This window comes from Nonomuraea sp. NPDC049269 (genome assembly GCF_043197155.1).
Taxonomy (GTDB): domain Bacteria; phylum Actinomycetota; class Actinomycetes; order Streptosporangiales; family Streptosporangiaceae; genus Nonomuraea.
In genome coordinates this window covers 50,369-76,016 of the sequence record NZ_JBICSO010000009.1, presented here as the reverse complement: position 1 = coordinate 76,016, position 25,648 = coordinate 50,369, and the positions used below count along the sequence as shown (strand labels likewise).

The following is a 25,648-nucleotide window of genomic DNA, read 5'->3' as shown; positions in this document are numbered from 1 at the left end:
CCGAACCATACAAATTTGTGTAGGTCGGCGGCGGGCTGCGCGACGGCGAAGGAGAAAAAGCGGCCGGGGGCGGATCGCCGGATATTTATCAGTCAGATCTCGCGGTGAACGTGGATGATTTCCCACGTGCGGGGCGGCAGGCCCCTCGTGGTCATGTAGGCGGGCGGGATCCAGACGCCCCGCCGCGCCCGCCGGACGGCCTGCGCCTGGTCCTCCTCGGTGTCCTCCTCCCTGGCCCGCTCGCGGGCGAACAGGCGGAGCAGGTCGTGCATGCGGTACCGGTCGTGGCCGTACGCGTCCAGAAGCTGGGCTTCCGCGAGGTGGTCCAGCAGGTCGGCGGTGCGCGGCTCGGGGCGGTCGGCCAGGGCGGCGGCGGCCGCGACGCTGATGCCGCCGCCGGTGCCGGTGCCGCCGAGCAGGCTCAGCAGCCGGAACATCCGGGAGGACTCGGCGTCCAGGCTCCGGTAACTCATCATGAAGTACGCCCGTACGGCCTGGTCGTCGGCCTGGAGCTCGGACAGGCGGCGGTCCTCGACCGCCAGCCGGTCGGCCAGGGCGCGCAGCGACAGTCCCGGCCGGGCGATCAGCCGGGCGGCGGCGATCCTGATCGCCAGCGGCAGCCCGGCGCACAGCCGCACGATCGCGCGCGCCGCCTGCTGCTCGGCTGCCACGCGCTCCTCCCCGATCAGGCGGCCGAGCAGCGTGGAGGTCTCGTCCTCGGCCATGACGCCGAGACGGAAGTGCGAGGCGGCGTCCAGCGAGGTCAGCATCCTGCGAGCGGTGACCAGCACGCGGCAGGTGGGACTCGCGGGCAGCAGCGGGCGCACCTGCGCGGCGTCGCGGGCGTTGTCGAGCAGGAGCAGCAGGCGCCTGCCGTCGGTCAGCGAGCGGAAGCGGCCCGCGGCCTCGTCCAGGTCGGGCCGCCCGGCCAGGTCGTCGCCGAGCGAGCGCAGCAGGCGTGCCAGGACGTCGGCGGGGTTCAGCGGCGCGACGCCGGGTGTGGAGCCGTGCAGGTCCACGTAGAGCCGCCCGTCCGGGAACCGGCCCGCGACCTGATGGGCGACGTGCACGGCCAGCGCCGACTTGCCGATCCCCGCGGCGCCCGTGATCGCCGAGACGGCGGTCGTGTCGGAGGCCGAGGTCAGCATCGTACGCAGGCGGGCGATCTCGGTGGCCCGGCCGGTGAAGGCGGCCAGGCCGATGGGTAGCTCGGCCGGGGCCCGGCGGGCGGCCACCGCACGCAGCGGCGTCAGGGCGGGGTCGTCGGCGAGGATGCGCTGGTGCATGCGGATCAGGTCCGGGCCGGGATCGATGCCGACCTCGGCGGCCAGCGTCATCCGCGCGTCCTGATAGATCGTCAGCGCGTCGGCCCTGCGGCCGGAGCGGTACAAGGCCAGCATGAGCTGTGCTCTGAGCCGCTCGTTCAGCGGGTCTTTGCGGGTCAGAACCTCCAGATCGGCGAGCATCTCGCCGTGCCGGCCGAGCGCCAGCCGGGCCTCCAGCGAGGCGTCCACGACGCTCGCCCTCAGCCGCTCCAGCCGCGCCGTCTCGCAGCGCAGCGGCGTGGGCAGGGGCAGCTCTTCCAGGACGGACTCGCCGCGCCACAGGCAGAGGGCCCGGGTCAGCCGTTCGAGCGCGACGTCATGGCGTCCGGCGGACAGCGCCCGCTGCCCCTGCGCGGCGAGATCCTCGAACAAGGTGACGTCGACCTCGCCAGGCGTGACGCGCAGCACGTATCCGTTGGAGCCCGCCTCGATGCGGGAGGGGGAGCCGAGCGCCTTACGCAGCGCGGAGATGTAGGTGTACAGGTTCGACTCCGCGGTGGCGGGAGCGCACTCGCCCCACAGCCAGTCGAGCATGCGCCGGCTGGGGATCGCCTTGCCGGTGTTGAGCAGCAGGGCGGCCAGCAGCACCCGCTGTTTTCGGCGTCCGAGCGCGATCGGCCTCCCATGAGAGGTACGAACCTCGATCGGCCCGAGGATCTTGAAATCCATACGACCACCCTGCAGTGCGCGGCCTTCACCGACAGGAACCGCACGATTGCACACGGATCTTGATTTGCCGCGACCAATGATCGACGGAAGCGACCTTGGAAGGGTACTTCCTGGAACGGAATAAGAAGATTACGCGTGCCGAATAGCCGGTGGCCAGTGCTGTGGGAGCGGTTCCACGCCCGGCTGAAATTTATTTGCGCATCGATATGTGTGGCGCAAGGAATCCGTCTCGGCCGGTGCGCCCGGGCGTGATTCGCCATACGCGGTCCTCACACGGCCATTCTCGTGCGGTTACCGTACCTGCCTGTATCACATTCAGAGCTCTTGAGACTCTGGCCCGCGACGCAGTGTAGGCCGTCTGGGCCCCACATGGGCATCGTGCACGCGGTCGCCTCCGGCGAGTGGGGGACACTCGTCAACCCCGGCTGGACTGAACAGGGCGGCAACAGGGCATTACGCAGACATTTGCCGGAAGATCAGGACATGCCTCGCCCGGTTGCCGTGCTGTCGGCCACACTGTCGGGAAATGAAGTCAGTCATGGGATCGCCGAAGCAAGGTCGGCGGTGGGTCACTTGGGTGGTGTCGCTCCTGGCATTGGCCGGCTGCACCGAGGCGGCATCGCCGAAGGCCGCCAGGACAGTGACCGTCGATTGCGGCCGGATCGGAGGTAGCGGTCGGACGTTCTATGAGAGCAATCCGACGTACACGGATCCCCTGGACGACGGTGCGGACTGGCCGCCGACCTCGCCGGAGGAGCAGGGGATGGATTCCGCTACGTTGCGTGTGGGGCTGACCAAGCTCGGGAACAACGCGTCGTTGTTCAGCGCGCTGGTCATCCGACACGACCGGCTCGTGACCGAGCGATATTTCCACGGCAGTGGCGCGCAGCGGAGCAACAACATTCACTCGGCGTCGAAGAGTGTTCTGCAGGCGCTGGTGCACATCGCGATCGCGAAGGGTTACATCGGAAGCCTGGACGACCCGGTGGTCGGCTACCTGCCGGAGTACTTCGGCAACGCGTCGCCGGACAAGAAGAAGATCACCCTCCGCCACATGCTGACCATGAGGTCGGGTCTCGACTGGACGGAGGATTCGACCGAAAGCCAGGTCGAGAAGGCATCGGACTGGGTTCAGGCGATTCTCGGCCGTCCGCTCGTGTCCGTCCCCGGAACGGCGTACAACTACAGCACCGGCAATACGCATGTGGTCTCGGCCGTGCTGCAGAAGGCCACTCACATGGGCACCTGCCAGTTCGCCCAGCAGTATCTGTTCGGGCCGATGGGCATCACGGCCGAGCACTGGGGCCGAGACCCGCGCGGTGTCTTCTCCGGCGGGTACAACCTTTACCTGACGCCACGGGAGATGGCCAAGTTCGGCCTGCTCTATCTGCACGACGGCAAGTGGGGTGGCGAGTCGCTCGTGCCACAGAGCGCGGTGCAGGCGGCGCAAGCCCGGACGACACAGGTCGATGACACATTCGCCTATGCCGAGGGCTGGTGGAGGCAAACCATCTCCGGACGCTCGACGTACTTCGCCTGGGGATATGGCGGGCAGTTCGTCTATGTGATCCCCAGCGCGGACATCGTGCTCGTGACCAGCGAGAACACCGGCAACAACAGCATCAACAAGGAGATCGACTCAAGGGCGTTCCTTCGCGACTACCTGCTGCCCTCCATAACCGGACCCTGATTCCGGTGGTGACCAGGAGCTGCCCAGCGGTGTCGGGGCCCGCACCGTTCATGGTGATCAGGCGCCATGTCCGGTGTGTGCATGCCCGCTTCCCGGTCATGGTCGACAGATCACGTTGAGGACCCGAGGTCAGTCAGTCGCTGGGTCAGACCCTGCATGGAGGCGCTGTCAGTCGTTGATCGTGTTCCCGTGGTTGCGGCGCTGGACGTACAGGCGGTTGCCCTGCGGCCCTGTCCATTCCACCCGCACGATCCCGGGCACCGCCGTGTCGGCGACGCGCGACGGGTCGGCCCAGTAGCCGAATCTGGGGTTGCGGAAGAACGTCGCCCACAGCCGGCCGCTGCGATCCGCGAAGATGTTGTTGTGGCCGGCCCCGACGCCCAGGGTCCACCGTCGCGAATACGGTCCCTCGAAGTGGTCGGAGACGGCGACGACCGCGTCGTAGTGGTATTGCTCGCGACCGGCGCCGGCCGGGTCGTAGGCGTAGCGGGTGCTGCCGTCGGCGTTGGTCGAGGATCGGTTCCAGGCGGCGTGCAGGAGGTAGTACTTGCCGCCGTGCTTGAAGACGTACGCGCCTTCCAGATACGGCTCGGGTGAGTAGGGCGTCTGCTGGAACATCGGGAGGTTGGTGGTCGGGACGATGTCCTCCATGTCGTCCCGGAACTTCGCGTACAGGTTGTTGTGCAGGACGAGCCAGGCCTCGTCGCCTTCGGAGTAGAGGCCGCCGTCGATATGGTGGTAGGCGCCGGGCTTGATGAAGGCGGGCCCGCCGATGAAAGAGTCGCCGAAGGGCTTTTCGAGGTTGCCTCGGACGACGCGGTACGGGCCTTCGACCCCGCCCTCGCTCACGAGCATGAACGAGCCCACCTTCTGCGAGTGATCGCCCATGCAGGCGACGATGTACCACTTGCCCCGGAAATAGTGCACTTCCGGGGCCCAGACATCGCCGCGCTTGCCGAACTGGCCCTCGTCGGTCCAGTACTCCTGCCACGGAGCGACGACCGTGCGCCCGGCCCGGTTCTCGTCGGCGAACTCGGGCGACCACACCTTGCCCCTCTCGGCGCCGGGGCGGATGCCGGTGGTGTCGGCCAGCCTCCACGGCCCGCGCAGGGACGGGGACGTCCACACGAAGACGCCGTCGTTCCACGGGGCGGCCCCCGCGAGCCCGGCCGACCGGGTGGTGCCGGTGGCGACGTAGATCGGGCGACCCTTGACGACGAAGCAGTTGACGTACGTGTCCCGCATCCAGACCCGGCCGAGTTCCTTGTCCCGAGGGCGCAGCTCCAGCGGCAGGATGAAGGAGTTGTCCTTGCGCGGCCACAGGTCGAGCCGGGTGTCGGCGAGGTCGTAGGGCTCGGGGTCCGGCCAGTTCGACGGGTATCCCGTCGCAGCCGCCTGCGCGGCGGTCGCGGGCAGTGCCGCCGCTCCCAGAACGCCGGCGGCGCCCGCCAGCAGGGACCGTCGGTTCACGTTCAACCTGTTCTCGGAACCAGTCATCAGTCACGTCCTTCACATCAGCGCGGCCTGCGGCGAGTGTGTCCAGTTGCTAAAATGTCGTCAATAACCCGGCAAAAATTGCCGACAATCGCACAGGTAGGTCGGCGGCTGAGCGGCGGGACTTCAGGGGTATCCGCCAGGGCGGAGCACCCTGCTCACCGAGCGCCGGAACGCGGCTCGCATCCCCATACGCCGGATAGGTCCCATGCGGCCATATTGGTCATTTAATGCCGGTGCTCTTCGCTAAGATCTTCAGCGGCAAGGCTGTAGCGCAGAGGTCGTCGCGCCTTACAGCAGGTTGGAGGACGTCGGTTCGAATCCGACCAGCCTTGCCCCAAATCGGGGAAGTCATCGGTGGGGGTGTGGGTGTCGGTCGTCGATCCTGACTTGACCGGGACTCCGTCGCTCGGATCAGAAACCCTCCCCAACCAGGCCGAGATCGAGACCTGCCTGCGGGTGATGGCCCAGGCACGCGCGGCGGATCCGGCCGATCCTCAATGGGCGGTCGTGCACGAGGCCGCAGCGCACTTGTACCGGACGGGGAAGAAGACACGGAAGGCGTCGCGGCACGCCGAGCGCAGGCGACGCGACCGCGAGGTCACGGCGGCCGCAGCGCGCTATCAAGAGCAGGATCCATCCCCCGAGCTCGTCCCGCCGGCAGCCTCGACAGACCCCCGGGATCAGGTCGGTTCCGCAGAGCCGGATCCGCCGGGTGACCGGTCCGCGCCGATGCGGCGCACGCTGGTGGGCACGCGACGCTGTTACGTCTGCAAGTCCGCCTACCAGCAGGTGCATCCGGAATACCACCTGCTGTGCCCGGATTGCGCAGAGGAGAACCTGGCCCGTCGGCACGCCCACTGCGACCTGCGTGGCCGCCGGGCGATCGTGACCGGGGGACGGGTGAAGATCGGTTTCCAGCTGACGCTGAAGCTGCTGCGCGACGGCGCGGACGTCCTGGTCACCACCCGCTTCCCGCGGGATGCCGCCCGTCGGCTCGCGGCCGTGCCCGACGCCGAAGCGTGGCTGGACCGGGTACACGTCCATGGTGTCGACCTGCTCGATCTGGCGGCCGTCGCGGGTCTGCTGGAGTTCGTTCAGCGGCGTTCCAGTCATCTCGACATCCTCGTCAACAATGCGGCCCAGACGATCCGCCGGCCCGCCGTGTACCACCGCGAAGTGCGCGCGGCGGAGCGCGCGCCGCTGAGAGGCCTGGCCGCGCGGATCGACGTGGCGGACGTATCGGGTACAGCCGCGCCCGCCGTCGCCGCGCGGCTGGGACCCGCGCCGGCGGTCGCGGCTCCTTCGGACTCCGGGCAGGCCGTCACGCGGCGGGACGCCCTGGAGGCGCTGTTCCCCGCCGGGCGGACGGACGAGACCGGTCAGCCGCTGGACCTGCGCGACCGCAACAGTTGGAGTCTCCGGCTACACGAGGTGGACCCGGCCGAGTGGCTGGAGGTCCAATGGGTGAACTCCTTCGCGCCCTTCCTGCTGACGTCCCGGCTGCGCGGTCTGCTCGAGGCCTCGCCGTGGCCAGACCGGTACGTCGTGCAGGTCTCGGCGATGGAGGGCAGCTTTTCCCGAGAGCAGAAGACCGTCCGCCATCCGCACACCAACATGGCCAAGGCCGCCCTGAACATGCTGACCCGCACCGCCGCCGTGGACTATGCGGCCTCGGGCATCTACATGAACAGCGTCGACACTGGCTGGGTCACCGACGAACGCCCCCATCCGGACAAGACCGCTCAGCGGGAGGCGGGGTTCCGCCCGCCGCTGGACGTCATCGACGGCGCCGCCCGGGTCTACGACCCGATCGTGCGCGGTGTGGGCGGGAACCGGGTGTCCGGCCTGTTCTTGAAGGACTACCGACCGGTGGATTGGTGATGATGGAGCCAACGCCCGTACGCTGCCCCGCGATCGAGCACGTTGACGTGCCGCCGGCCGATCCGGTGGACCTGGGTCCGCTGGTCTCCCGGCTGGCCGCACCGGCCCCGGTGGCGGCCGACGAGACCTTCCCGCTTGGCACCGTACGGCCCGATGGCCGGGTCGACCTGTGCAAGCAGGGCCTCGGCCCGGCTGGTGCGGCGCGGCTGCTCCCGGCCGCGGTGGCTTCGCCGCACGCCGTCCATCTGCTGCTGGGCACCAACGCCATCGGGAACGACGGAGCCCGGACCATCGCCGACGCGCTCGTTCCCGGCCACGGCCTGGAGACTCTCTACCTCGGCTGCAACCGCATCGACGCGGCAGGCGCCGAGGCGCTCGCCGGTCGACTGGCCACGGACACCACCGTGCGCGCCTTGTGGCTCAAGCGGAACCCGGTGGGCGACGACGGAGTCCGCGCCCTCGCCGCGATGCTGCGCCAGAACACGACGATCCGCACTCTCGACCTGGTCAACACCGGGCTGACACGGGAGGGACTGCGGGCGCTGCTGGTCGTGCTCACCGAGCGGCCGAACCCGGTCGAGCGGCTGTTCCTGGGCGGGAACGGGCTGGGCCCGGAGTCCGGCGACCTGCTGGCCGCGCTGATCCGGGACGCCGGGGTACGCGAGCTCTACCTTCCGGCGAACCATCTCGGCGACGCCGGTGCGGCCACGCTCGCCGCGGTGGCCGACCCCGCCAAGCCGGTGCGCCTGGGCCTCAGTGGCAACGGCATCGGGCCGGACGGTGCACGCGCGCTGGCCGACGCACTCAGCGGTATCGAGGCACTCGACCTGGGACGTCCGCCATCGGAGCGGAGCCTCGGCGCACCCGCGAACGTCACCGGAGACACGGGCGCGGCCATGCTGGCCGCGGCTCTGCCCGGCAGCCCACTGCGTCGGCTGGAGCTGCGCCGGACCGGGATCACCGGTCATGGCGCCAAGGCCCTGCTGGCTGCCGTTCCCGACGACACCTGCCTGGAATACGTCGGGTTCGGCCCCGGCGTGCCTCGCCGGGTGAAGCGTGTGCTGGCGCCACGGCTCCGTCCCGCCGCCCGGACCCATCCGGACCTGCACGCGATCGGGAGCCTCTACCGGTGAGCGCGGCGCCCCCATCGGCCGATCTGCCACCTCGTACGCCGTCCCGTTCGTATCCGCCGCACGAGGCGTCCCGGTTGCGGCGGATCCGGCGGTACGCGGTGCCCCCGTGGATGGTCGATCAGGCGACCGAACGACGGCTCGCCGGCGACTGGCGTGGCGCCTGCGCCGCCGCCAACGTCGATGTCACCTTCGACCTGGCCGACATCGCGAACGCGCACGGCGACGCTGTCGTTACGGCGCTCGAGGACGACCTGCGCACCTTCGCCCCGGACCTGCTGCGCTGGCACCTGCCCCGCCTGGACCGCGGGCGTACGACGATCGTGCCCGACCAGGTGATGGTCCTGGGGCGGCTGGGTGAGGCCTCAGACGCCCCGTACCTGTACCTCGAGACGCCCCGCTGGATGGTGCACGGTCCGCAGCGGCTGCGCCTGCGCGTCGGGCCGGTTCACCAACCGGACACCTATCTGGAGACCGACTGGGCATACAGCGCGTTCTGGCGCAATGTCGTCCAGGACTGGAGCTCGTCGCGTCACCTGTGGGATGTGCGCCATGCCGACGACCTGCGTGAACGCTGCGGCGGCGACAAGGCTCGGGCTCCGTTCTTCCACAGCGACGGCACACCGCGCAGGGCGGAAGAGCTTCCCACGGCCGACCCTGGCCGCGCGGACCCGGCGTCGCTCACCGAGTGGGTCACGCTGCTGCACGAACGCGGCGAGGTCGAAGCGGCGTTCGCGGCCGTCGGCATCGATCTGGACGCCGTGCCGCTCGAGATCGAGCCCTATTACGAGGTGAATCCGCTCGACGTTCTCGCGCGGATGCCCCTTGCCTTGACCCGGATGGAGGCGGAGATCCGTCGCCTCGCGGCCTCAGTGGGAACCGACCGTTTCTGGCTTCCCTACCGACAGTACGCGGCGCTCCTCTTCGAGACCGACGGACTGGATGTGGGGCTGCGCGTCCGAGTCGTCGAATTCGAGATGGGCACGGAGCCCGCGGACACGGTGCTTCCCGAAGCGTGCTGGCGCCGCCTGCCCGACCTTGATCTGCTGCGGGACGGCTATCCGCCGGAGCGGCTCCATCCGCTCGTACGCGAGGCCCTGTTCCCGAGCCGCGCCGCGCACGGCGTTCCTGTGGGGTCGTCCGGCCCGGAACTCCCGAAGCCGGTCCGGATCCGCTGCCGCGGCGAGTGGCACGAGGTTTCCTTCTGTGACGGCGTCCTTCACATCCCGCACAGCGCGGAGGAGCAGCAGCGGGAGAGCGCCATGCGGGCGTTCGGGGGCGCGATCGCCGGATGCTTCGCCGCACGGCACGCGTGGACGTCCGGAACAGGACGGCTGCCCAAGGCCCTGCGCGACCAGCGAGGAGAGCTTTTCTCGCTGGTCCAGCACGGCGACCTCCCAGGAGTCCTACGGCTGCTGAACGCCGGCGTGGATCCACGCGTCCGTGATGGCCGACGGCGCACCCTGCTCCACATGCTGCACTTGCTCGAGCCGGGCGTCGATCCAAGGGCGCCGGACCGGTTGCGACGCCTCGACCACGATGGTCTGCTCGGGCGGCTCCTGGCGGCGGGCCTGGACATCGATGCCAGGGATGAGAGCCGGCGCACGCCGCTGTTCTCCGCGATCTGCGGGGACGGTTCGGTGGCGCTCGTCCATGCGCTGCTCACCGCAGGGGCGCGGATCGACCTGACCGGCGAGATCCACGGCGAGCCCGTTTCGCTCCACCGCCTGATCGACTGGCTCGAACGCGATGACCTGGACTTCATCACGGATCGGATCGAACGCGAGCATCCGGAACTCGCCGAGGAAGAGTGAACGCCGTCAGCACGCCAGTTCCCGCCCCCACAGCCGGTGCACCAGCGCCGCGCCGCACGCCGTCGTACCCACCGGACGAGGCGTCGAGCCGACGGCGGATCCTGCGGTACGCCGTTCCCCGGTGGATGATCGAGCGGGCCACCGAACGACGTCTCGACGGAGACTGGCGCGGCGCCTGCGCGGCCGCGAACGTCGACGTCGCGTTCGACCTGGCCGACATCGCCCGGGAGCATGGCGGCGCCGTCGCGGTCTCTGTCGAGGACGACCTCCTCCATTTCGCACCGGACCTGCTGCGCTGGCATCTGCCGCGCGTCCTGGCGGGACGTACGACGATCCGCAACGGTCAGACGGTGACATTGGGCCGTTACCCGGATGCGGCCAAGGTGGCGCAGTATCTGCACGTCACCACGCCGACGATGGTGGACGGGCCGCAGCGGCTACGCCTGTGCTTCGGCCGGATCGACCATGCCGTCAGCTCGGGCGCTCATCGGCACGCCGTCCATAACTGGACCGTGCTGCGGCACCTGTGGGATGTACGGCACACCGGCGCGCTGCTGGAACGCCATGGTGGCGGAAACCGGCCGCCGTTCTTCAACGCGGACGGGACCCGGCGCGCCGCCGAGGACCTGCCCACGGCTGACCCCGGTCCCGCCGACCCGCCGGCCCACGCCGAATGGGTGACCCTGCTGCATGAGCGAGGGGAGATCGAGGCGGCGTTCGCCGCGGCGGGGATCGCGCTGGATCCGTCACCGCTCGAGACCCGCTGGGGCGCCACGATCGATCCGTTGCTTGTTGTGGAAAAACTCCCGCTGGCGCTGACCAGGCTCGAGCCGGAGACCCGGCTGCTCATCCGCGAGGGCTTCGGGCGTCGCTTCCAGATTCCGCATCCCTACGGCAGTTCCCTGCTGCTCGAAGGCAGCAGGTGGGCCGGCAAACTGCGGATCCGGATCATCGACCCCGAGGAGATCACCGGCACCCCGGTGCTGCCCGAGGCGTGCTGGCGGCGGCTGCCGGACCTCGACGTACTCCGGCATGGCGACGCGGATCCGGACCGGCTGCATCCGCTGGTCCGGGACGCGCTCTTCCCGCTGCGTGCGGACCCCGCCGATCCGGTCGGACCGCCAGAACCGCGGCTCCCGTCCCCGGTTCGGGTGAGATGCCGCGGTGAGTGGCACGAGGTGTGCTTCCAGGACGGCGCGCTGCGGGTGCCGCACAGCGCGGACGAGCAGCGGCGAGAGCAGGCGATGCGGGCGTTCGGCGGCGCGGTCGCCGGCTGCTTCGCCGTGGCGCGGGCAGTGTCCTCCGGCGAGGGCCGGCTGCCGAAGGACTTGCGGGAGCAGCGGCGGGAGCTGTACAGCCGCGCCCAGCACGGTGACACGCCGGGAGTGCTCAGGCTCCTCGACGCCGGGGTCGACCCGCGGTTCCGTGACGGTCGGCGCCGCACGCTCCTGCACGCGCTGATCCATCTGGACCACGAGGTCCTGCTGCCGCGCCTGCTGGGGGCCGGGGTCGACCTCGAGGCCGTGGACCACAACCGGCGCACGGCGCTGCACGTGGCGGTCGGGGACAACGGCTCCGTCGCGCTGGTACGGGCGCTGCTGGCCGCCGGAGCGAACCCCGACGTCGCCGACGACGCGGGCCAGTCGCTCTCCCAGCTCATCCGCTTCTACGAGCGCACCGACCTGGACTTCCTCCTGGCCCTGCTGGACCGGGACCGCCCCGCTGGATGACGTGGAAGGACGACGAACAGTGAACGTCACCGACGAGGACTTCGCACCGGATCCGCTGGCCGCGGCCGACGAACTGGTCCGCCGGCTCGGCTCCCAGCGAACGGAGCCGGCCGCGAACCCGCAGCTGGAGGCGCTGTCGCTCGCGGTGTCGGCGAACCTCCCCGTGCTGCTGTGGGGCGAGCCGGGAATCGGCAAGTCCGCCGGCCTCCAGCAACTGGCCGCCGGGCTCCGCCTCCCACTGGAGACGGTGATCGCGAGCGTGCACGAGCCCTCCGACTTCGCCGGCCTTCCGATCATCGGTGATGATCCGGCCACCACCGGGGTGCCGATGGCCCCACCGGACTGGGCAGTGCGGCTGACCGCGGCCGGGCGCGGGCTCGTGTTCTTCGACGAGCTGTCCTCCGCTCCCCCTGCCGTCCAGGCAGCGCTGCTGCGGGTCGTCCTCGAACGCCGGGTCGGCAGCCTGCCGCTCCCGGAGTCGGTCCGTGTGGTCGCCGCCGCCAACCCGCCGTCCAGCGCCGCGGACGGCTGGCACCTCAGCCCGCCACTGGCGAACCGGTTCGTCCACCTGCAGTGGACGCACGACCCGCGGACGGTCGCACGAGGCATGGCCGGAACCTGGCCGGCCGTGCCCTTGCCGCTCATCGACCCGGCCCGGGTGCCCAGCGCGGTCGCCCGCGCCCGCGGGGTGGTCTCCGGGTTCCTCACCGCACGGCCCGGCCTGGCCCACCACCTGCCCGGCGACGCGGAGAGCCGGGGCCATGCCTGGCCGTCGCCGCGTACCTGGGAGATGGCGCTGCGCCTGCTGGCGGTCGGGTACGCCGCCGGCGCCGACCAGAAGGCGGTCGCGGCCGCGGTGATCGGCGCGGTGGGCGACGGCGCGGGTCTGGAACTGCTGGCCTACCTCGAACAGCTCGACCTGCCCGACCCGGACCGCGTTCTGGCCAATCCGGCCGCCTTCGCACTACCGGAGAGGGGCGACCGGCAGCTCGCCTTCCTGACGGCCGTGGTCTCAGCAGTGCAGAGCGACCTCACGCGGCGGCGCTGGGAGGCCGGCTGGGCGGTGCTGGCCAAGGCCGTCGACGCCGGCGTACCCGACGTCGCGGCCCGGGCCGCCGCGGATCTCGCGGCGCTGCGCGACACCGACTGGCCGGTGCCGAGCGGCATCGACGCCTTCCTCGATCTGCTCCAGCTGTCCGGCGCGCTGCCGAGCGCCTCCTGACCCATGGCCGAATTCGACCGGGTCAAGTTGCTCGCCGCGCGGTATCTCGCCGCGAGCGACAGGCCGTACCTCGCCTCCGCGCTCTACTCGCTGACGGTTGTGCCGAGCAGCGCCGTGCCGACGATGGCCGTCGACCGGCACTGGCGGTGCTACGTGTCACCGGCGTTCGTCGCGGCGACGTCCGTTCCCGAACTCGCGGGCGTATGGATCCATGAGCTGGCTCACGTGCTACGCGACCACCACGGCCGTGCGGACCGGCTACCGGCCACCGACCAGCTCGACCGGCTGCGCGTGAACGTCGCCCAGGACTGCGAGATCAACGATGACCTGCTCGCCGACGGCCTGACGCTGCCGGAAGGCCGGGTGGAACCCGGCACCTTCGGGCTGGCGACCGGACGGCTGTTCGAAGAGTATCTCCCGCAGCTGCCACCGTCCGCCGTCTGCTCCGACTGCGGCTCCGGCGCCCACGGCTCACCGGGTGATTGGGAGATCACCGGTGACGGCGGACCGGGCGTCAACACGGTCGAGGCCGAGGCTCTGCGTCGGCATACCGCCGAGGCGATGCGCGCCCACCGGCGCAACCGCGGCAGCCTGCCGGCCGGCTGGCAACGCTGGGCGGACCAGATCCTGGAACCGACGGTCGACTGGCGCCGCGTGCTCGCGGGCGCCGTACGGGAGGCGGTCGCCTGGGCCACCGGGGCGGTCGACTACACCTACCACCGCCCGTCCCGCCGCACCGCCGCACTGCGCGGCGTCGTGCTGCCGAGCCTGCGCCGCCCACTACCGGTCGTCGCGATCGTCATCGACACCTCGGGGTCCATGGGCGAGGACGACCTCGCGGCGGCCCTCGCCGAGGTCACCGGCGTGCTGCGGGAGGTCGGCGTCGGCGGCAATCGGGTCACGGTGCTCGCCTGCGATGCCGACGTGCGGACCGCTGCGCGAGTGACGTCCGCGCAGCAGGTGAATCTCGCCGGTGGGGGCGGCACCGACATGCGGGTCGGCATCAGGGCAGCCCTCGCCCTGCCCGAACGGCCCGGCGTCGTGATCGTGCTGACCGATGGCTTCACTCCATGGCCCGAGGCACCGTCGTCGTCCCGCCTCATTGCCGCGCTCATAGGCGCGGACCCACCGCCCCCGCCCGCCTGGGTCGAGGCCATCCGCGTTCCTCGAACCGCTGACGCGTGATACGCCTGCCGGTCCGTACCTGCAGACAAGATCACGTCTTGTGTTTGCTCGCCTGCTCTATCTGATCATGCTCCGGGTGTTCAGCCGGCTGATTACGCTGAGCCGCAGCCAAGCGTCGAAGGACGCGGAGATCATGATGTTGCGCCACGAGGTGGCGGTGCTGCGGCGGCAGGCCGGGCTCCCGAAGCTGGACTGGGCCGATCGGACCGTTGCTGTGGCCGGGATTCTTCCCATCGTCGTGTCGGCCTGTGCCGATGCCTGCCGCGCTGTATCGCATAACGCGAGCAACCATCGAGCAACCATGCGTCCGTGACCGTCGCCATTATGTGCCCTTTGTCTCATATCTCGGCACGCTTGTGGTGGGCCAGGTGTCCGTGACGAGGCCCAGCCCCACGGCAGGTCGAACGCGTACGAGCAACCAACGAGCAGTCATCGGTAAGCGATGTGCGTCTGCTCGCCAGGATGACTTGTAGTCGCTTCGAAGGCGATGCAGAGATCCTGCTTGATGTGCATGGATGTGATTTTCGGTAGGCGCAGTGTCAAGACATACGAGGAGTGGCTGCTGAGTAGTTGAGTCAGTGGCCCAGTTGGTGACCGCCCCGAAGACATCGGTGAGCCGGAAGGCCAGATGCGCATTTCCACCTGGGTATCCCCGGCTAATTACTCATCATCGAAGGTTGTCATCTCCGTCCCCTGACATGTGGTGGACCTTGACGCCGGATCGACAGCGGGGGTCGCCGATCGTGTCGTGCAGACGGGTGAACAGGTCGGGACGGATAAGTAGATCCGCTCCTTCGGCTGCAGGCAGGAGCGGTTCGTAGTTACCGTCGTGGACGAGGTGACCGTGCCACTGGCGGCAGACAAGTGCTTGGCCTGCGGCGTCGCTGAGGCTGAAACCGCAGATGCCCTCCGTGGGTTCAAGGCCGAGGGCTGCCACGACGCTGGGGGCGGGCGCGAGTACGTAAAAAGGCAGGCCGAGGCCGCTCAGGGTGCGTGGGCGAGGCGCGTCTATCAGGCGAGTGGCACCAGCGTCAGTGAGGGCCGTCAACGCTTGGTCTCTGGTGCTGATGTGCTCGGCTGCTGACTCGATCGTAAGGCCGAGATGCGCGCGAACATCTATTGACGGCCTCTACAGCGCAAGGTCTATCGGCATGGTTATTGACGGGCTTTCCTGTCCCCCTCACCGTCAAAGGTGTCGGACAGGTGGGCGGCTCTCCGATAGGCGTGGACGGCTGCTCCATCGGTCATGAGGTTCGCCAACCGCACGGAGAACCAGGTCATGACGGTGTACGTCGTAATTCTCAGAGGACGCAGGCCGAACTTGCAGGCGCTCGGAAAGGCGAGCGAGCTTGTCAAAGAAGTCATACGGCCCATTATCGAAGTAGTTGCCCGACCCACGGACGCGCACATCAACGATGTCGTGAATCGTCTCGTTGGGCAGGTCGACGAATTTGACGCGCACATCGGTATCGATCTGGCATTCGATACCAGACCTCTCGCGCCGAGGTTCGGCGAGTCAGGGGCGAGAGAGGCCCTGCGGATTCTCGCCGATGAGTTCGACGCGTACTCCTTTCGCCCGGTCATCCACACAGACGACCCGCCCGAGGATCTTGATGAGGTGAGGCACGCCGCCGCCGAACAGCACAAGGGTGTATGTCTGCGCGTGGCCGAGCCCTTCGCGTGCAAGCTGAGCGACTCACGTATTCTTCTGGACCAGCTTCACGCGGTCGGCGAATCGGCGGGGCGTGCCGATGTGGTGCTCGATTGCGGCCACGTGTGCTCGGCCGCCGACACGTGCGCTGGGGTGGCTGGCCCGCTGCTGCATTTGCGTGAGCATGACTGGCAGGTCACCGTCGCGGCGGGCTCATTCCCGCCGCCTCCTCCGAAACCCTTCATCCCGGCACGGCAACCTCGGGTGAGCCGGATTCCGAGGCTGGAGGCCGACCTGTGGACCCAAGTGAGGGAGCGGTGGCCCGAGGTGGGCTACGGCGACTACGGAGTTGACTACCCCGGCGGCGCACCGGTCGACGACGGGGCCAGGCCCGACCCCAATCTGCGCTACACCACCGGCCAGCAGTGGTCTGTGTATGCCTGGCCGAAAGAGGGCGGCAAGCACACCTCCTTCTTCAAGCTGTGCAACGCCCTGGTCGGATCTCCTGACTGGCCGTCGGCTGGGCCGGACTTCTCCTGGGGCGACCGCGAGATTGCCAGAGCGGCCCGCGGCGACGGCGGCCCTGGCGGCGGTAGCCAGTGGAAGGCGTATTCCCTGTCGCACCACCTGGCCGCCGTCGTGGACTCCCTCAACGGGGCACGCACAGAGTGACTCTCACGCGCCGTCGATTCCATAGCGGGCGTGAATGGCCTCCAGCCAGGCCACCGCCAGAGCCGCGACCTGAGTAACCCCGTCATAGACCCGTTTCCGCTGCTCGTCGCGCTCAGGCGCTGGCGCCGGTTCGTACACCTCGGCGGCGACCTGGCCAAGCTGGGCCATCAGCGCCACCAGCCGCCCGCGATCCTTTTCGTACAGGTCCGCGCCGACGGGGGCGCGGCGGCCCCGTTCACGCTCGCGCAGGACATCGTCGAACGCGGCGCCCAGCCGCATCCTGGTGGCGTGCGCCTGTACCGCCTCGACGAGGAACTCGGCCACCTGCCGAGGGTGCGTCGCGTCGGCGATCTCGAAGTACAGGGCGTTCTGCTCCTCATCGCCAGCGGTCACCGCCCAGGCGCCGTGGTCGTCTTTGTCCGGGTTGGACTGGCCCGGGACGACGGTCCAGGAGGCCAGGTCGACGGTACCGATCTGCTCGGGAGCAGGTATCGGAGTGGTCATGATCATCACCATCTCGAACGTGGTTTCGGTTATGAACGTACGCTCCGATGTCGGCCGAAGCGACAACGGGATGCGTGGTTCAGTGGCCCATCGTGCCGGGATTGCATGATCAGGGTCGTGGAACTGCCACGCGGGTTGTGTGGCGGGTCGGCGACTTGACAGCCTCCTTTGGTCGGTGGCGCGCTGGCCGATACGCGTGCGTTCGGGGTTTGGGAACTTCCTGGTGCCGTGTCCCGCTCGGAAATATAATTTCGGCTCTGAGCTGGTGTTTTGCTGCATGATCAGGGCGGCGGCTGGGACCATCGCGAGGTGTTGGTGTCGCTTGTCTACCGGTTGGTGCGAGGCTTGTACGTCCTGCTGGCGGTGCTGGTCCGCGCTGATCTGTCCAAGGACGTTGAGCTGCTGGTGCTCTGTCACCTCATCCGCTACGTCGGCTGGGACCCCAAACGGCCTCGTCCTCTCCACCATGCAACCCTTGGCCGCTGTGAAGATCTTGCCCGCCACACCGACAGGACGGGCTGGACCTGTCCATCAGCTCGCTCTTCGCGGTGGGGGCGATCGCGGTGGGCGTGCCGATGAACCCTGCCGCGAGCAGGTCCGAATGCACCGTTGCCGGAACCGTCGCCGGAATGGGGCCACGGGTTCGGCGGTCCGGCGGGATCCGGTCGGCGGCAGCTTCAACGGTCTATCCGGAGTGGAGGGCCATGCGGCTGAGCATGGTCATGAGAGCTCGCGCGAGCGGATGACGTTGGCGTACCAGCGGCCGCTGTCCTTCAGCGTGCGGACCTGGGTGTCGTAGTCGACGCGGATGATCCCGAAGCGTTTCGAGTATCCATACGCCCATTCGAAGTTGTCCATGAGCGACCACAAGAAGTAGCCGCGCACATCGACACCTTTTTCGATGACGTCGAATACTGCCTGAAGGTGCCGCCGGATGTAGTCGATCCGGTCCTCGTCGTGAATCATCCCGTTGTCGACGGTGTCCGGGAAGGCGGCGCCGTTCTCGGTGATCATGAGGGGTTGGTTCGGGTATCGCTCATGAAGTTCGGTGAGGAGGTCACGGAGGCCGTCTGGATCGATGTTCCAGCCCATCTCGGTCAGAGGGCCCCGTTGGGTGAGGAACTCGACGCCTTCGGCACCGGGCCAAGGAGAAGCGGTCGAGCGGCCATGTCCGTCAGACCGCTCCCGACCGCCTGACCCGTCCGACATCCGCACCCGGTTGGTGTTGTAGTAGTTGACGCCCAGGACGTCGATGGGCTGGTGAATGATTTCCAGATCCCCATCCTGGACGAAGGACCAGTCGGTGATGTCGGCCGTCGTTTCCAGGAGCCGGTCGGTGTAACGACCCTCCAGCATCGGCCCCAGGAACGCGTCGTTCGACAGCGCCTCCACTTTTGAGCGCGCGGTCTCGCCACTCGGGCCGTCCGGGCGGAACGCGTGCAGGTTGAGCGTGACGGAGAACTTTGCGTCGGGTTTGACCTCCGAACGCATCGCCTGGATGGCCAGGCCATGCGCGCGGTTGAGATGGTGCACGGCCAGCAGCGGCTCCAGCCTGCTCGTGCGTCCGGGCGCGTGCACGCCGCTGCCGTAGCCCAGGTAGGCCGAGCACCAGGGTTCGTTGAGCGTGGTCCAGGTGTCGACACGGTCCCCGAGCGCGGAGCTGATGACCCGCGCATACTCGGCGAACGTGTCGGCGGTGGCTCTGCTGGTCCACCCTCCCTCATCCTCCAGGGGTTGGGGGAGGTCCCAGTGATACAACGTCGCCACCGGGCGGATGCCGCGTTCGAGAAGTCCGTCGACCAGGCGCGAATAGAAATCGACGCCCTTGTGGTTGGTCGGGCCCACGCCGGTCGGAATGACCCGCGGCCAGGCGATGGAGAACCGGTAAGCCTCGAGTCCGAGCTCGGCCATCAGGTCGAGGTCGGCGTCGAGACGGTGGTAGTGATCGTCGGCGACGTCTCCGGTGTCGCCGTTGAACGTCCGACCGGGCGTGTGGCTGAAGGTGTCCCAGATCGACGGGCCGCGCCCGTCCTCGGTGGCGGCGCCTTCGATCTGGTACGCGGCCGTCGCGGACCCGAAGACGAACTCGTGGGGAAACCTCACTGGAGCTCCTCGCGAAAGGTTTGAGTCATGGCGTCACGGCCGGGGATCGACGTAGGCGTCATCCGCCTCGTACCGCACAGAGGCGACTTCGACCGTGCCGCTGATGGCGCGGACGCCGGCGACCCGGCCGGTGAATCCGCCGGCGACCTCGGTGGAGAGGTATCGGCCGTCGAAGCGCGCGAGCATCACGGTGTGGCCGTTGCGGATCACTGACAAGGCGATGTCATCTGGGCCGTCGTGGGTGGCGGGCAGTGACTCGATCCGTACCGTCGGCGTCGGCCCGAGGCCGGTCGCGGCCTCGCCGATGGGGGATTCGAGCGGACCGATGCGCAGGACCGCGTGCGCCGAGCCGTCGTTCACGCGCACCTCGCACCAGTGGCGGTCATCGAGTCGGAGCAGGACGCCCGCCGCGCCGTCGGCCGTCCGTAGTGCGACGTCGAAGCGCCAGCGCTCGTCGGTCACACGGGTCATGAGGGCACTGACGTTCCCGCTGGCGGAGGCGGCAGGGATCAGCGAAATGCCGGGTTCGGCGGGTGAGACGAATTCGCCGAGGGGAGCGCCGGGGGAGACCCAGCGAGGATGGAGTGAGGGGTCGGCGAATCGATCCAAGAATGAGCGGTCGGGGATCTCGTACACGAAGTGCCCCTCGTCGAACTGCGGCCACCCGTCGATCCAGTCGATGCCGGCGAGGAATGTCTCGCGGCCGTTGACGTGGAACATCGGGGTCATCCCGCGCGGGCGGACGCCGAGATACACGGCCGCCCACCGTCCGTCGGGGGTTTCGACGAGGTCCGCGTGCCCCGTGTTCTGCACGGGATGCGTGGTGCTGCGATGCGAGAAGACGGGATTGCCGGGGGCGGGCTCAAAGGGGCCGTCGGGGTTTCGGGATCGGGCGATGGTGATGGCGTGGCCACGTTCCGTGCCGCCCTCGGCGATCACCAGGTACCACCACCCGTCGCGGCGGTAGAGATGTGGAGCCTCCGGGAAGGCCAGTCCGGTTCCCTGCCATACGGGCCTCGGCTCCTCCAGCGTCACCCCCTTTTCGAGATCGACGCGGGCTTGGGCGATGCCCTCCAGGCCGGGGCGTGTCGAGCAGTACGTGACGTAGCAGGTGCCATCGTCATCCCAGGCCAGGTCGGGATCGATGCCCGCCAGGCCGTCGATCACCACGGCCGGAGCCCACGGGCCGGCCGGGTCCGTCGTCGACGTCAACAGTTGGCCGCCGCTGGTGGAGACGTTCGTCGTGATCAGCCAGAAGCGGCCCGCGTGGTGGCGGAGTGTCGGAGCGTAGATTCCCTTGCTGGCGCCGGCTTTTCCCGCCTGGAACCCATCGGTGCCGGCCAGGGCGTTGCCGATCTGGGTCCAATGGGTGAGGTCGGTGCTGTGCCAGACCGGGACGCCGGGGGAGTATTCGAAGGAGGAGTTGACCAGGTAGTAGTCGGCGTCGGCGCGGCAGACGCTCGGGTCGGGGTAGAAGCCGCCGATGATGGGATGCACGCCGGCGGCCTCGCGGCGCCTGCCTTTTCGCGTTTCGAAGGTCATTTGATTCCGGTCGCCGCGATTCCTTGGATGAAGTAGCGCTGCAGGGCCACGAAGAGCAGCAGCACGGGGGTGATGACCAGCACGGAGCCGGCCAGCAGGACTCCGTAGTTGGTCGCGTTCTGCCCCACCGAGTACAGGGAGAGCGCAACGGGGAGGGTGTACATGTCCTCGGTCTGCGCGACCACGAGCGGCCACAGGAAGTTGTTCCACGATCCGAGGAAGGTGAGGATGGCGAGCGTCGCCAATGCCGGCCCGCAGAGCGGCAGGATGATGCGCGTGAAGATGCGCACCTCGCCCGCGCCGTCGATGCGGGCGGCTTCGATGAGCGCGTCGGGGATCTCACTGATGAACTGGCGCATGAGGAAGACGCCCATCGGCCCTGTGAGGAACGGAATGATCAGCGCAGGGTAGGTGCTGACCATCCCTAGTTTGCTCACCACGACGAACAGCGGGATGAAAGTGACGACGCCCGGAACCATGAGCGTGACCAGAACGAGCAGGAAGAGGGCCCGCTTGCCGGCGAAGTCGAGTTTCGCGAGCGCGTAGCCGACCATGGAGCAGAACAACAGCGTTCCGAGGACCGTGAAGACGGCCACGATGACGCTGTTGAGAAAGAACGTCTGGAAATTCAGACGGCCGAACCACGTGGCGAAGTTCTCGAACGTGAAAGTCTCGGGCCACCATGTGGGCGGTCGCCTCAGCAGTTCCGACTGCGTCTTCGCCGAACCGAGGTACATCCAGACGAACGGGATGAGCGTGGCCACAACGGCGATGACGAGCACGATGTACACCAGGGCCCGGCCCGGGATGATGGGCTTTCTCATGGCGCTTCCTTGGGGCGGAAGGCTCGGAACTGCACGATGCTGAGCAGCGCGATGGCGATGAAGAGCACGTAGCTCGCCGCCGACGCGGTGCCGTAGTTGCCGAATCCGAACTGGTTGTAGGTGAAATAGCTGATTGAGAGCGTGGAGTCCAGCGGGCCTCCCTTCGTCATGACGAACGGTTCCTCGAAGAACTGCAGATACCCGACCGAGAGGAGCACGGCGCCGAGGAGCAGTGTCGGGCGGAGCATCGGAAGCGTCACCCGGACGAATCGCTGCCAGGCGGTGGCGCCGTCGACGGCGGCCGCTTCCAGCACACTCGCGGGGATGTTCTGCAGCCCGGCAAGAAAGATGATCATGAGGGTGCCCATGTTGCGCCAGATGGCCATGAGGATCATGGCAGGCATCGACCAGAGCGGGTCATTGAGCCAGTCCGGGCCCTGGATGCCGACGGTATCGAGCGCGGTGTTCAGCAGGCCGTCCGGTTGGAGGATGAACCGCCACACCACCGCGACCGCCACGATGCTCGTGATCACGGGGGCGTAGAAACCGACGCGAAATGCCGTGCGGAATCGCGTGATCCCGTTGTTGAGCGCCACGGCGAGGGCGAGAGCCGCGACCATCGTGAGCGGGATGCCCACTGCGACGAAGTACACGGTATTCAGCAGCGACCGCACGAACTGCTGGTTCTCGAACAGCCGGAGGTACTGGTCCATCGCGACGAACTTGACGGCCAGCGGGCTCTCGATGTCGCTGTTCCTGAAGTCGGTGAAGGACATCAGGAACGACGAGACGAGCGGGAACACCATGAAGACGGCGAAGCTCAGGATGAACGGCAGAGCGAAGAGGTAGGCCACCACCGTCATCCGGCGACGACGCGCCCTGGTGGTGCTGTCGCCGCCGGAGCGCGACAACGCTCCGGCGCCGGCGACTCGTGTCACGGCCATGCCTATTCGCCGGTTCCCAGCGAATCGGCGGTGGACTGCAGCTGCTTGACCGCGTCCTGCGGGCTCTTGCCGCCACGGGCCATCCGCTCGATCTCCGTGTCGGCGGCCGCCGACACCTGCGTCCACGTGGTGAGGGCAGGAGCCGTCTTGACACTCTTGAGCTGCTCACCGAACACCGACACTTTCGGGTCGCTCGTCAGCGCGGTGTCCTTCCACGCAGACTGCCGCGAGGGAAGGTCGTTGACCGCCTTGAACCAGTCGACCTGGACCTCGGGCTGCGTGAGCCACTGGATCAGCTTCCATGCCGCGTCCGGGTTCTTGGAGTTCTTGAACACGGTGAGGTTGGCGCCGGCCGCGAACGAGGTGGACGTGCCGCCCGGCGGGGCCGGGATCGGCGCCACCGCGAACTTGTCCTCGAAACCGGCGCCGCCCGCGGTCTTCAGCCCCGGGATGTCCCACGGGCCACTGATGAACATCGGGACGGTACCGTCAACGAAGGCCGAGGCTGTGGACGCCGACTCGGAATCGGGATTCTTGTTGGCGATGCCTTCTTTGAAGAAGCTGTTGACGTATTCGAGGGACTCGACCATCTTCGGGGTGTCGAACGTCCACTTCGTCTGGTCGGAGTTCATGACGTCGGCTCCGTTCGACCAGGCGAACGGCAGACTGCTCAAGAAACCGTTCCAGCCGCCGGACGGAAGCACGACGCCGTATTTCGCCCCGGCCTTGTCCTGGTACGACTTGGCGAGCGCCTTGAATCCCGGCCAGTCTTTGGGGAAGCTGTCGAACCCCGCCTTCTTCATCAAGTCGGTACGATAGAAGATCACTCGCGTTTCGACGTACCACGGCACACCCAGCTGCGCTCCGCCGATGTTCGTCGTCTGCCGCGAAACCGGGAAAATGTCACTCGTGTCGATCTCGGTGGGCGTCGGACGGAGCGCCGAGGCGAACGTCGGCATCCAGTCGGTCCCCAGCATGCCGATATCTGGAGTCGTTCCGCCGGCGATCGCCGTTTGATATTTGTTCTGCGCCGAGTCCCACGGAATCGGGGTCACCTTGACCTCGATGCCGGGGTTCTTCTCTTTGAAGGGCTTGAGGAAGTCGGCGAGCGCTTCACCCTCCGTGCCTTGCGCCCAGATAGTGACGGTGCCTGTGGCCGGACCATTCGTCAGGCGACTTGCTGACACGTCGTTCTGTGGGCGGTCGTTCGAACGCCCACAACCGCTGAGCATGAGTGCAAGCGTCGCGGTGACGGCTGTGGCCGTCGCCATATTCCGTCGGATCATCATCGTTCCCCTTCGTGCATGGGGGGTTGCGGGGTGCGCGAACGGTGCTCCACTGCGAGCACAGGTCGTGCCGGATCGACTCCGTTCCGGCATCTAAGCGCATAACATGGGGTGGCGCAACCATGCTCACTGCTGAACTCTTCGCACGGTGATGCGCGCGCCGCACGCCCGACGCGGATCGCCGTTCTTGATCCGTGCGGCGATAAGTCCTGGTCGAAGGGATGGATCTCAAGATCGACGCGGTCTGCTCGTCATCCCGGGCGCGCGGCTTCCGTATGGCGGCCGCGTTTTCCAGGGGCGGCTCTCCTCGTGCGGGACATGATCGTGATGAGGGTCCCGGCTGACTGTGTCCACCGCGCGGTCGCGTGCCAAGGCTGAGCCTTCCGGTCGCCGGGCGACAATCGAAGGGAGCGCCTTGGAGCGCCGGCGAACCGGTACTGTACGAGTGCTCTTGATGGGTTCCTGACGTGAATTGGGGCGGACGTGACGAGTCGACCGACGGTATACGATGTCGCGCAACTTGCCGGAGTGTCGATCGCAACGGTTTCCTTTGCGTTCACCAAGCCAGAGCGGGTGAAGGCGGACACTTTGCAAGCGGTTCTGCGCGCTGCCGACTCCATCGGCTATGTGCCCAGTGCGAATGCCCGTGGGCTTGCCAAAGGAAAGACCGGAGCGCTGGGCCTGTATGCGTTCGACTATCTGCTCGAGCCGGCTGCGGATTTCCCGGATTCCGCTCCGCTTGATTTGACTCGCGTTCCTGACGGACGGCTTTTCCCGTTGTATTCGGACGAGGTCCAGCGGGGCGTCCAGTTGGAGTGCCGGCGGCACGGTTACGCGCTGATGCTCGGTTCCGGCCATAATCCTGGACATTTGCCGAGCGTGATCGATGTCGCGGGGCGCGTGGACGGCCTCATAGCGTTCGCCGGTGCCGCATCGGGCGCTCTTTTGGAACAGATCTCAGCCCGTATACCCGTCGTCGAACTCGGCGGGGAAATCCGGCGAGAGGGGATGCACACCGTCTTCGTCGACAACCGCGCCGCCATGGCCCGTCTTACCGAGCACTTGCTGATCGATCACGGTTATCGCGAATTCGCGTACCTCGGCGAGTTGGGCACCCCGGAGTTCGTGGCGCGCTATGAGGGCTTCTCCGAAGTCCTGCGGCAGGCGCGCATCGCCCCTCCGCCCCCGGTGAGAAGCCATCCCGGCGACGATCAGTCGACTATCGACGCCGTCCGCGGCCTTCTCGATCGACCTTCCTTCCCGCAGGCTCTCGTGTGCGCGACCGATCAGGAGGCCATCGTCGCCATCGACGCGCTTCGGGGACAGGGCATGGACGTGCCGGCCCAAGTGGCGGTGACCGGCTTCGATGGAATACTGGCGGGACGGCTGATCACACCGCACTTGACGACGGTGCGACAGCCAATGGAGGACGTCGGGCGGGTCGCGGTGCGGATCCTCCTCGAAGCCCTCGAGGGCAACGAAGACGCGAGCCGTCATGAAACTCTCGCGTGTGTGGTGTGGCGTGGCGGAACCTGCGGTTGCTCCAACGACTGACAGAAACCTGCTGCCGGCTGTAGTGGCGCAGCGCGGTGGCGGTCTCGGCCCCAACTCGTGGTGCCAGACATTGTCATCGTGGCGGTGAAGACCGGCTTCGAGGTGATGGATCACACTTCGCCGCCGGTCAAGAGATCGGTCGCGGTGAAGTCGCTACGCCGGTCAGTGTGTCAGCCATGTGCCTCCCTCACTTCGATCTCGAACGGCCGGTACTGTGTGCCTGCCGAAACCTCATCCACGCAGTTCAAGCCGCATTAGGGCACGAGTCCGGCTCGGTCCTGGTCGCCCGGAACCCCGAGCAGGGAGGCACGGTCACCAACTCCTCAGGTAACGGACGCGACGCCACCGTCAGCGGCGGGACCGACTCCCACCATCCGGCAATCCTGGCACCGACGGCGTGCTCGTCGACGTAACCCCGTCGAACA

The 25,648-nt window shown here is 68.0% G+C and carries 18 protein-coding genes and 1 tRNA gene; 11 read left to right on the top strand and 8 right to left on the bottom strand.

Features of this window, described 5'->3' with window-relative positions:
• Positions 1 to 92 precede the first annotated feature (92 nt).
• Complete coding sequence (locus tag ACGFNP_RS43515; protein WP_393328802.1) at positions 93 to 1,994, bottom strand: BTAD domain-containing putative transcriptional regulator; 1,902 nt, start codon at positions 1,992 to 1,994, stop codon at positions 93 to 95.
• A 763-nt stretch (positions 1,995 to 2,757) separates the two neighbouring features.
• Here ACGFNP_RS43515 and ACGFNP_RS43510 point away from each other — a divergent pair.
• Positions 2,758 to 3,684, top strand: coding sequence for a serine hydrolase domain-containing protein (locus tag ACGFNP_RS43510; protein WP_393328800.1), 927 nt, complete (start codon positions 2,758 to 2,760; stop codon positions 3,682 to 3,684).
• A 168-nt stretch (positions 3,685 to 3,852) separates the two neighbouring features.
• On the opposite strand, the gene ACGFNP_RS43505 is transcribed toward ACGFNP_RS43510, so the two are convergent.
• Positions 3,853 to 5,154, bottom strand: a complete 1,302-nt coding sequence (locus ACGFNP_RS43505; protein ID WP_393328798.1) for a family 43 glycosylhydrolase — start codon at positions 5,152 to 5,154, stop codon at positions 3,853 to 3,855.
• Between the two features lie 287 nt (positions 5,155 to 5,441).
• Between ACGFNP_RS43505 and ACGFNP_RS43500 the strand changes: the two genes are divergently transcribed.
• The 9 genes from ACGFNP_RS43500 to ACGFNP_RS43460 all read left to right on the top strand — a co-directional run bounded on the left by ACGFNP_RS43500 (position 5,442) and on the right by ACGFNP_RS43460 (position 16,466).
• Positions 5,442 to 5,513 (top strand) — tRNA-OTHER (locus ACGFNP_RS43500).
• A gap of 55 nt (positions 5,514 to 5,568) precedes the next feature.
• A complete protein-coding gene (locus ACGFNP_RS43495) occupies positions 5,569 to 7,062 on the top strand; it encodes an SDR family NAD(P)-dependent oxidoreductase (RefSeq protein WP_393328796.1) in 1,494 nt (497 codons plus the stop codon).
• On the top strand, positions 7,062 to 8,195 hold the full coding sequence (locus tag ACGFNP_RS43490; RefSeq protein ID WP_393328794.1) for a gala protein: 1,134 nt from the start codon (positions 7,062 to 7,064) through the stop codon (positions 8,193 to 8,195). The genes ACGFNP_RS43495 and ACGFNP_RS43490 overlap by 1 nt, the downstream gene beginning before the upstream one ends.
• Positions 8,192 to 10,006, top strand: coding sequence for a hypothetical protein (locus ACGFNP_RS43485; RefSeq protein WP_393328792.1), 1,815 nt, complete (start codon positions 8,192 to 8,194; stop codon positions 10,004 to 10,006). The genes ACGFNP_RS43490 and ACGFNP_RS43485 overlap by 4 nt, the downstream gene beginning before the upstream one ends.
• Positions 10,003 to 11,736 (top strand): ankyrin repeat domain-containing protein, encoded by a 1,734-nt coding sequence (locus ACGFNP_RS43480; protein ID WP_393328791.1) that lies wholly within the window; start codon positions 10,003 to 10,005, stop codon positions 11,734 to 11,736. Before ACGFNP_RS43485 ends, ACGFNP_RS43480 begins: the two co-directional genes overlap by 4 nt.
• A gap of 19 nt (positions 11,737 to 11,755) precedes the next feature.
• Positions 11,756 to 12,958, top strand: a complete 1,203-nt coding sequence (locus ACGFNP_RS43475; protein ID WP_393328789.1) for an AAA family ATPase — start codon at positions 11,756 to 11,758, stop codon at positions 12,956 to 12,958.
• A gap of 3 nt (positions 12,959 to 12,961) precedes the next feature.
• A complete protein-coding gene (locus ACGFNP_RS43470; RefSeq protein ID WP_393328787.1) occupies positions 12,962 to 14,143 on the top strand; it encodes a VWA-like domain-containing protein in 1,182 nt (393 codons plus the stop codon).
• Positions 14,144 to 14,183: 40 nt separating this feature from the next.
• On the top strand, positions 14,184 to 14,456 hold the full coding sequence (locus ACGFNP_RS43465) for a hypothetical protein (RefSeq protein WP_358321938.1): 273 nt from the start codon (positions 14,184 to 14,186) through the stop codon (positions 14,454 to 14,456).
• 966 nt (positions 14,457 to 15,422) lie between these two features.
• Entirely contained in the window at positions 15,423 to 16,466 is a 1,044-nt protein-coding gene (locus tag ACGFNP_RS43460; protein ID WP_393328785.1) for a hypothetical protein, read from the top strand.
• Positions 16,467 to 16,469: 3 nt separating this feature from the next.
• On the opposite strand, the gene ACGFNP_RS43455 is transcribed toward ACGFNP_RS43460, so the two are convergent.
• From ACGFNP_RS43455 to ACGFNP_RS43430, 6 genes are all read right to left on the bottom strand, one after another.
• Positions 16,470 to 16,970 (bottom strand): hypothetical protein, encoded by a 501-nt coding sequence (locus tag ACGFNP_RS43455; RefSeq protein ID WP_358321934.1) that lies wholly within the window; start codon positions 16,968 to 16,970, stop codon positions 16,470 to 16,472.
• 720 nt (positions 16,971 to 17,690) lie between these two features.
• The gene (locus tag ACGFNP_RS43450; RefSeq protein ID WP_393328783.1) at positions 17,691 to 19,073 is read right to left on the bottom strand and encodes a GH1 family beta-glucosidase; all 1,383 of its coding nucleotides are present in this window, start codon (positions 19,071 to 19,073) and stop codon (positions 17,691 to 17,693) included.
• 33 nt (positions 19,074 to 19,106) lie between these two features.
• Complete coding sequence (locus ACGFNP_RS43445) at positions 19,107 to 20,615, bottom strand: family 43 glycosylhydrolase (protein WP_393328781.1); 1,509 nt, start codon at positions 20,613 to 20,615, stop codon at positions 19,107 to 19,109.
• Entirely contained in the window at positions 20,612 to 21,439 is an 828-nt protein-coding gene (locus ACGFNP_RS43440) for a carbohydrate ABC transporter permease (protein WP_393328780.1), read from the bottom strand. Before ACGFNP_RS43440 ends, ACGFNP_RS43445 begins: the two co-directional genes overlap by 4 nt.
• Positions 21,436 to 22,377: a sugar ABC transporter permease gene (locus tag ACGFNP_RS43435; RefSeq protein ID WP_358321923.1), complete on the bottom strand. Its 942-nt coding sequence runs from the start codon at positions 22,375 to 22,377 to the stop codon at positions 21,436 to 21,438. Before ACGFNP_RS43435 ends, ACGFNP_RS43440 begins: the two co-directional genes overlap by 4 nt.
• A gap of 8 nt (positions 22,378 to 22,385) precedes the next feature.
• Positions 22,386 to 23,654: a sugar ABC transporter substrate-binding protein gene (locus tag ACGFNP_RS43430; protein ID WP_358321921.1), complete on the bottom strand. Its 1,269-nt coding sequence runs from the start codon at positions 23,652 to 23,654 to the stop codon at positions 22,386 to 22,388.
• A gap of 498 nt (positions 23,655 to 24,152) precedes the next feature.
• Here ACGFNP_RS43430 and ACGFNP_RS43425 point away from each other — a divergent pair, with 498 nt between their 5' ends.
• Positions 24,153 to 25,223: a LacI family DNA-binding transcriptional regulator gene (locus ACGFNP_RS43425; protein WP_358321918.1), complete on the top strand. Its 1,071-nt coding sequence runs from the start codon at positions 24,153 to 24,155 to the stop codon at positions 25,221 to 25,223.
• Positions 25,224 to 25,648 lie beyond the last annotated feature (425 nt).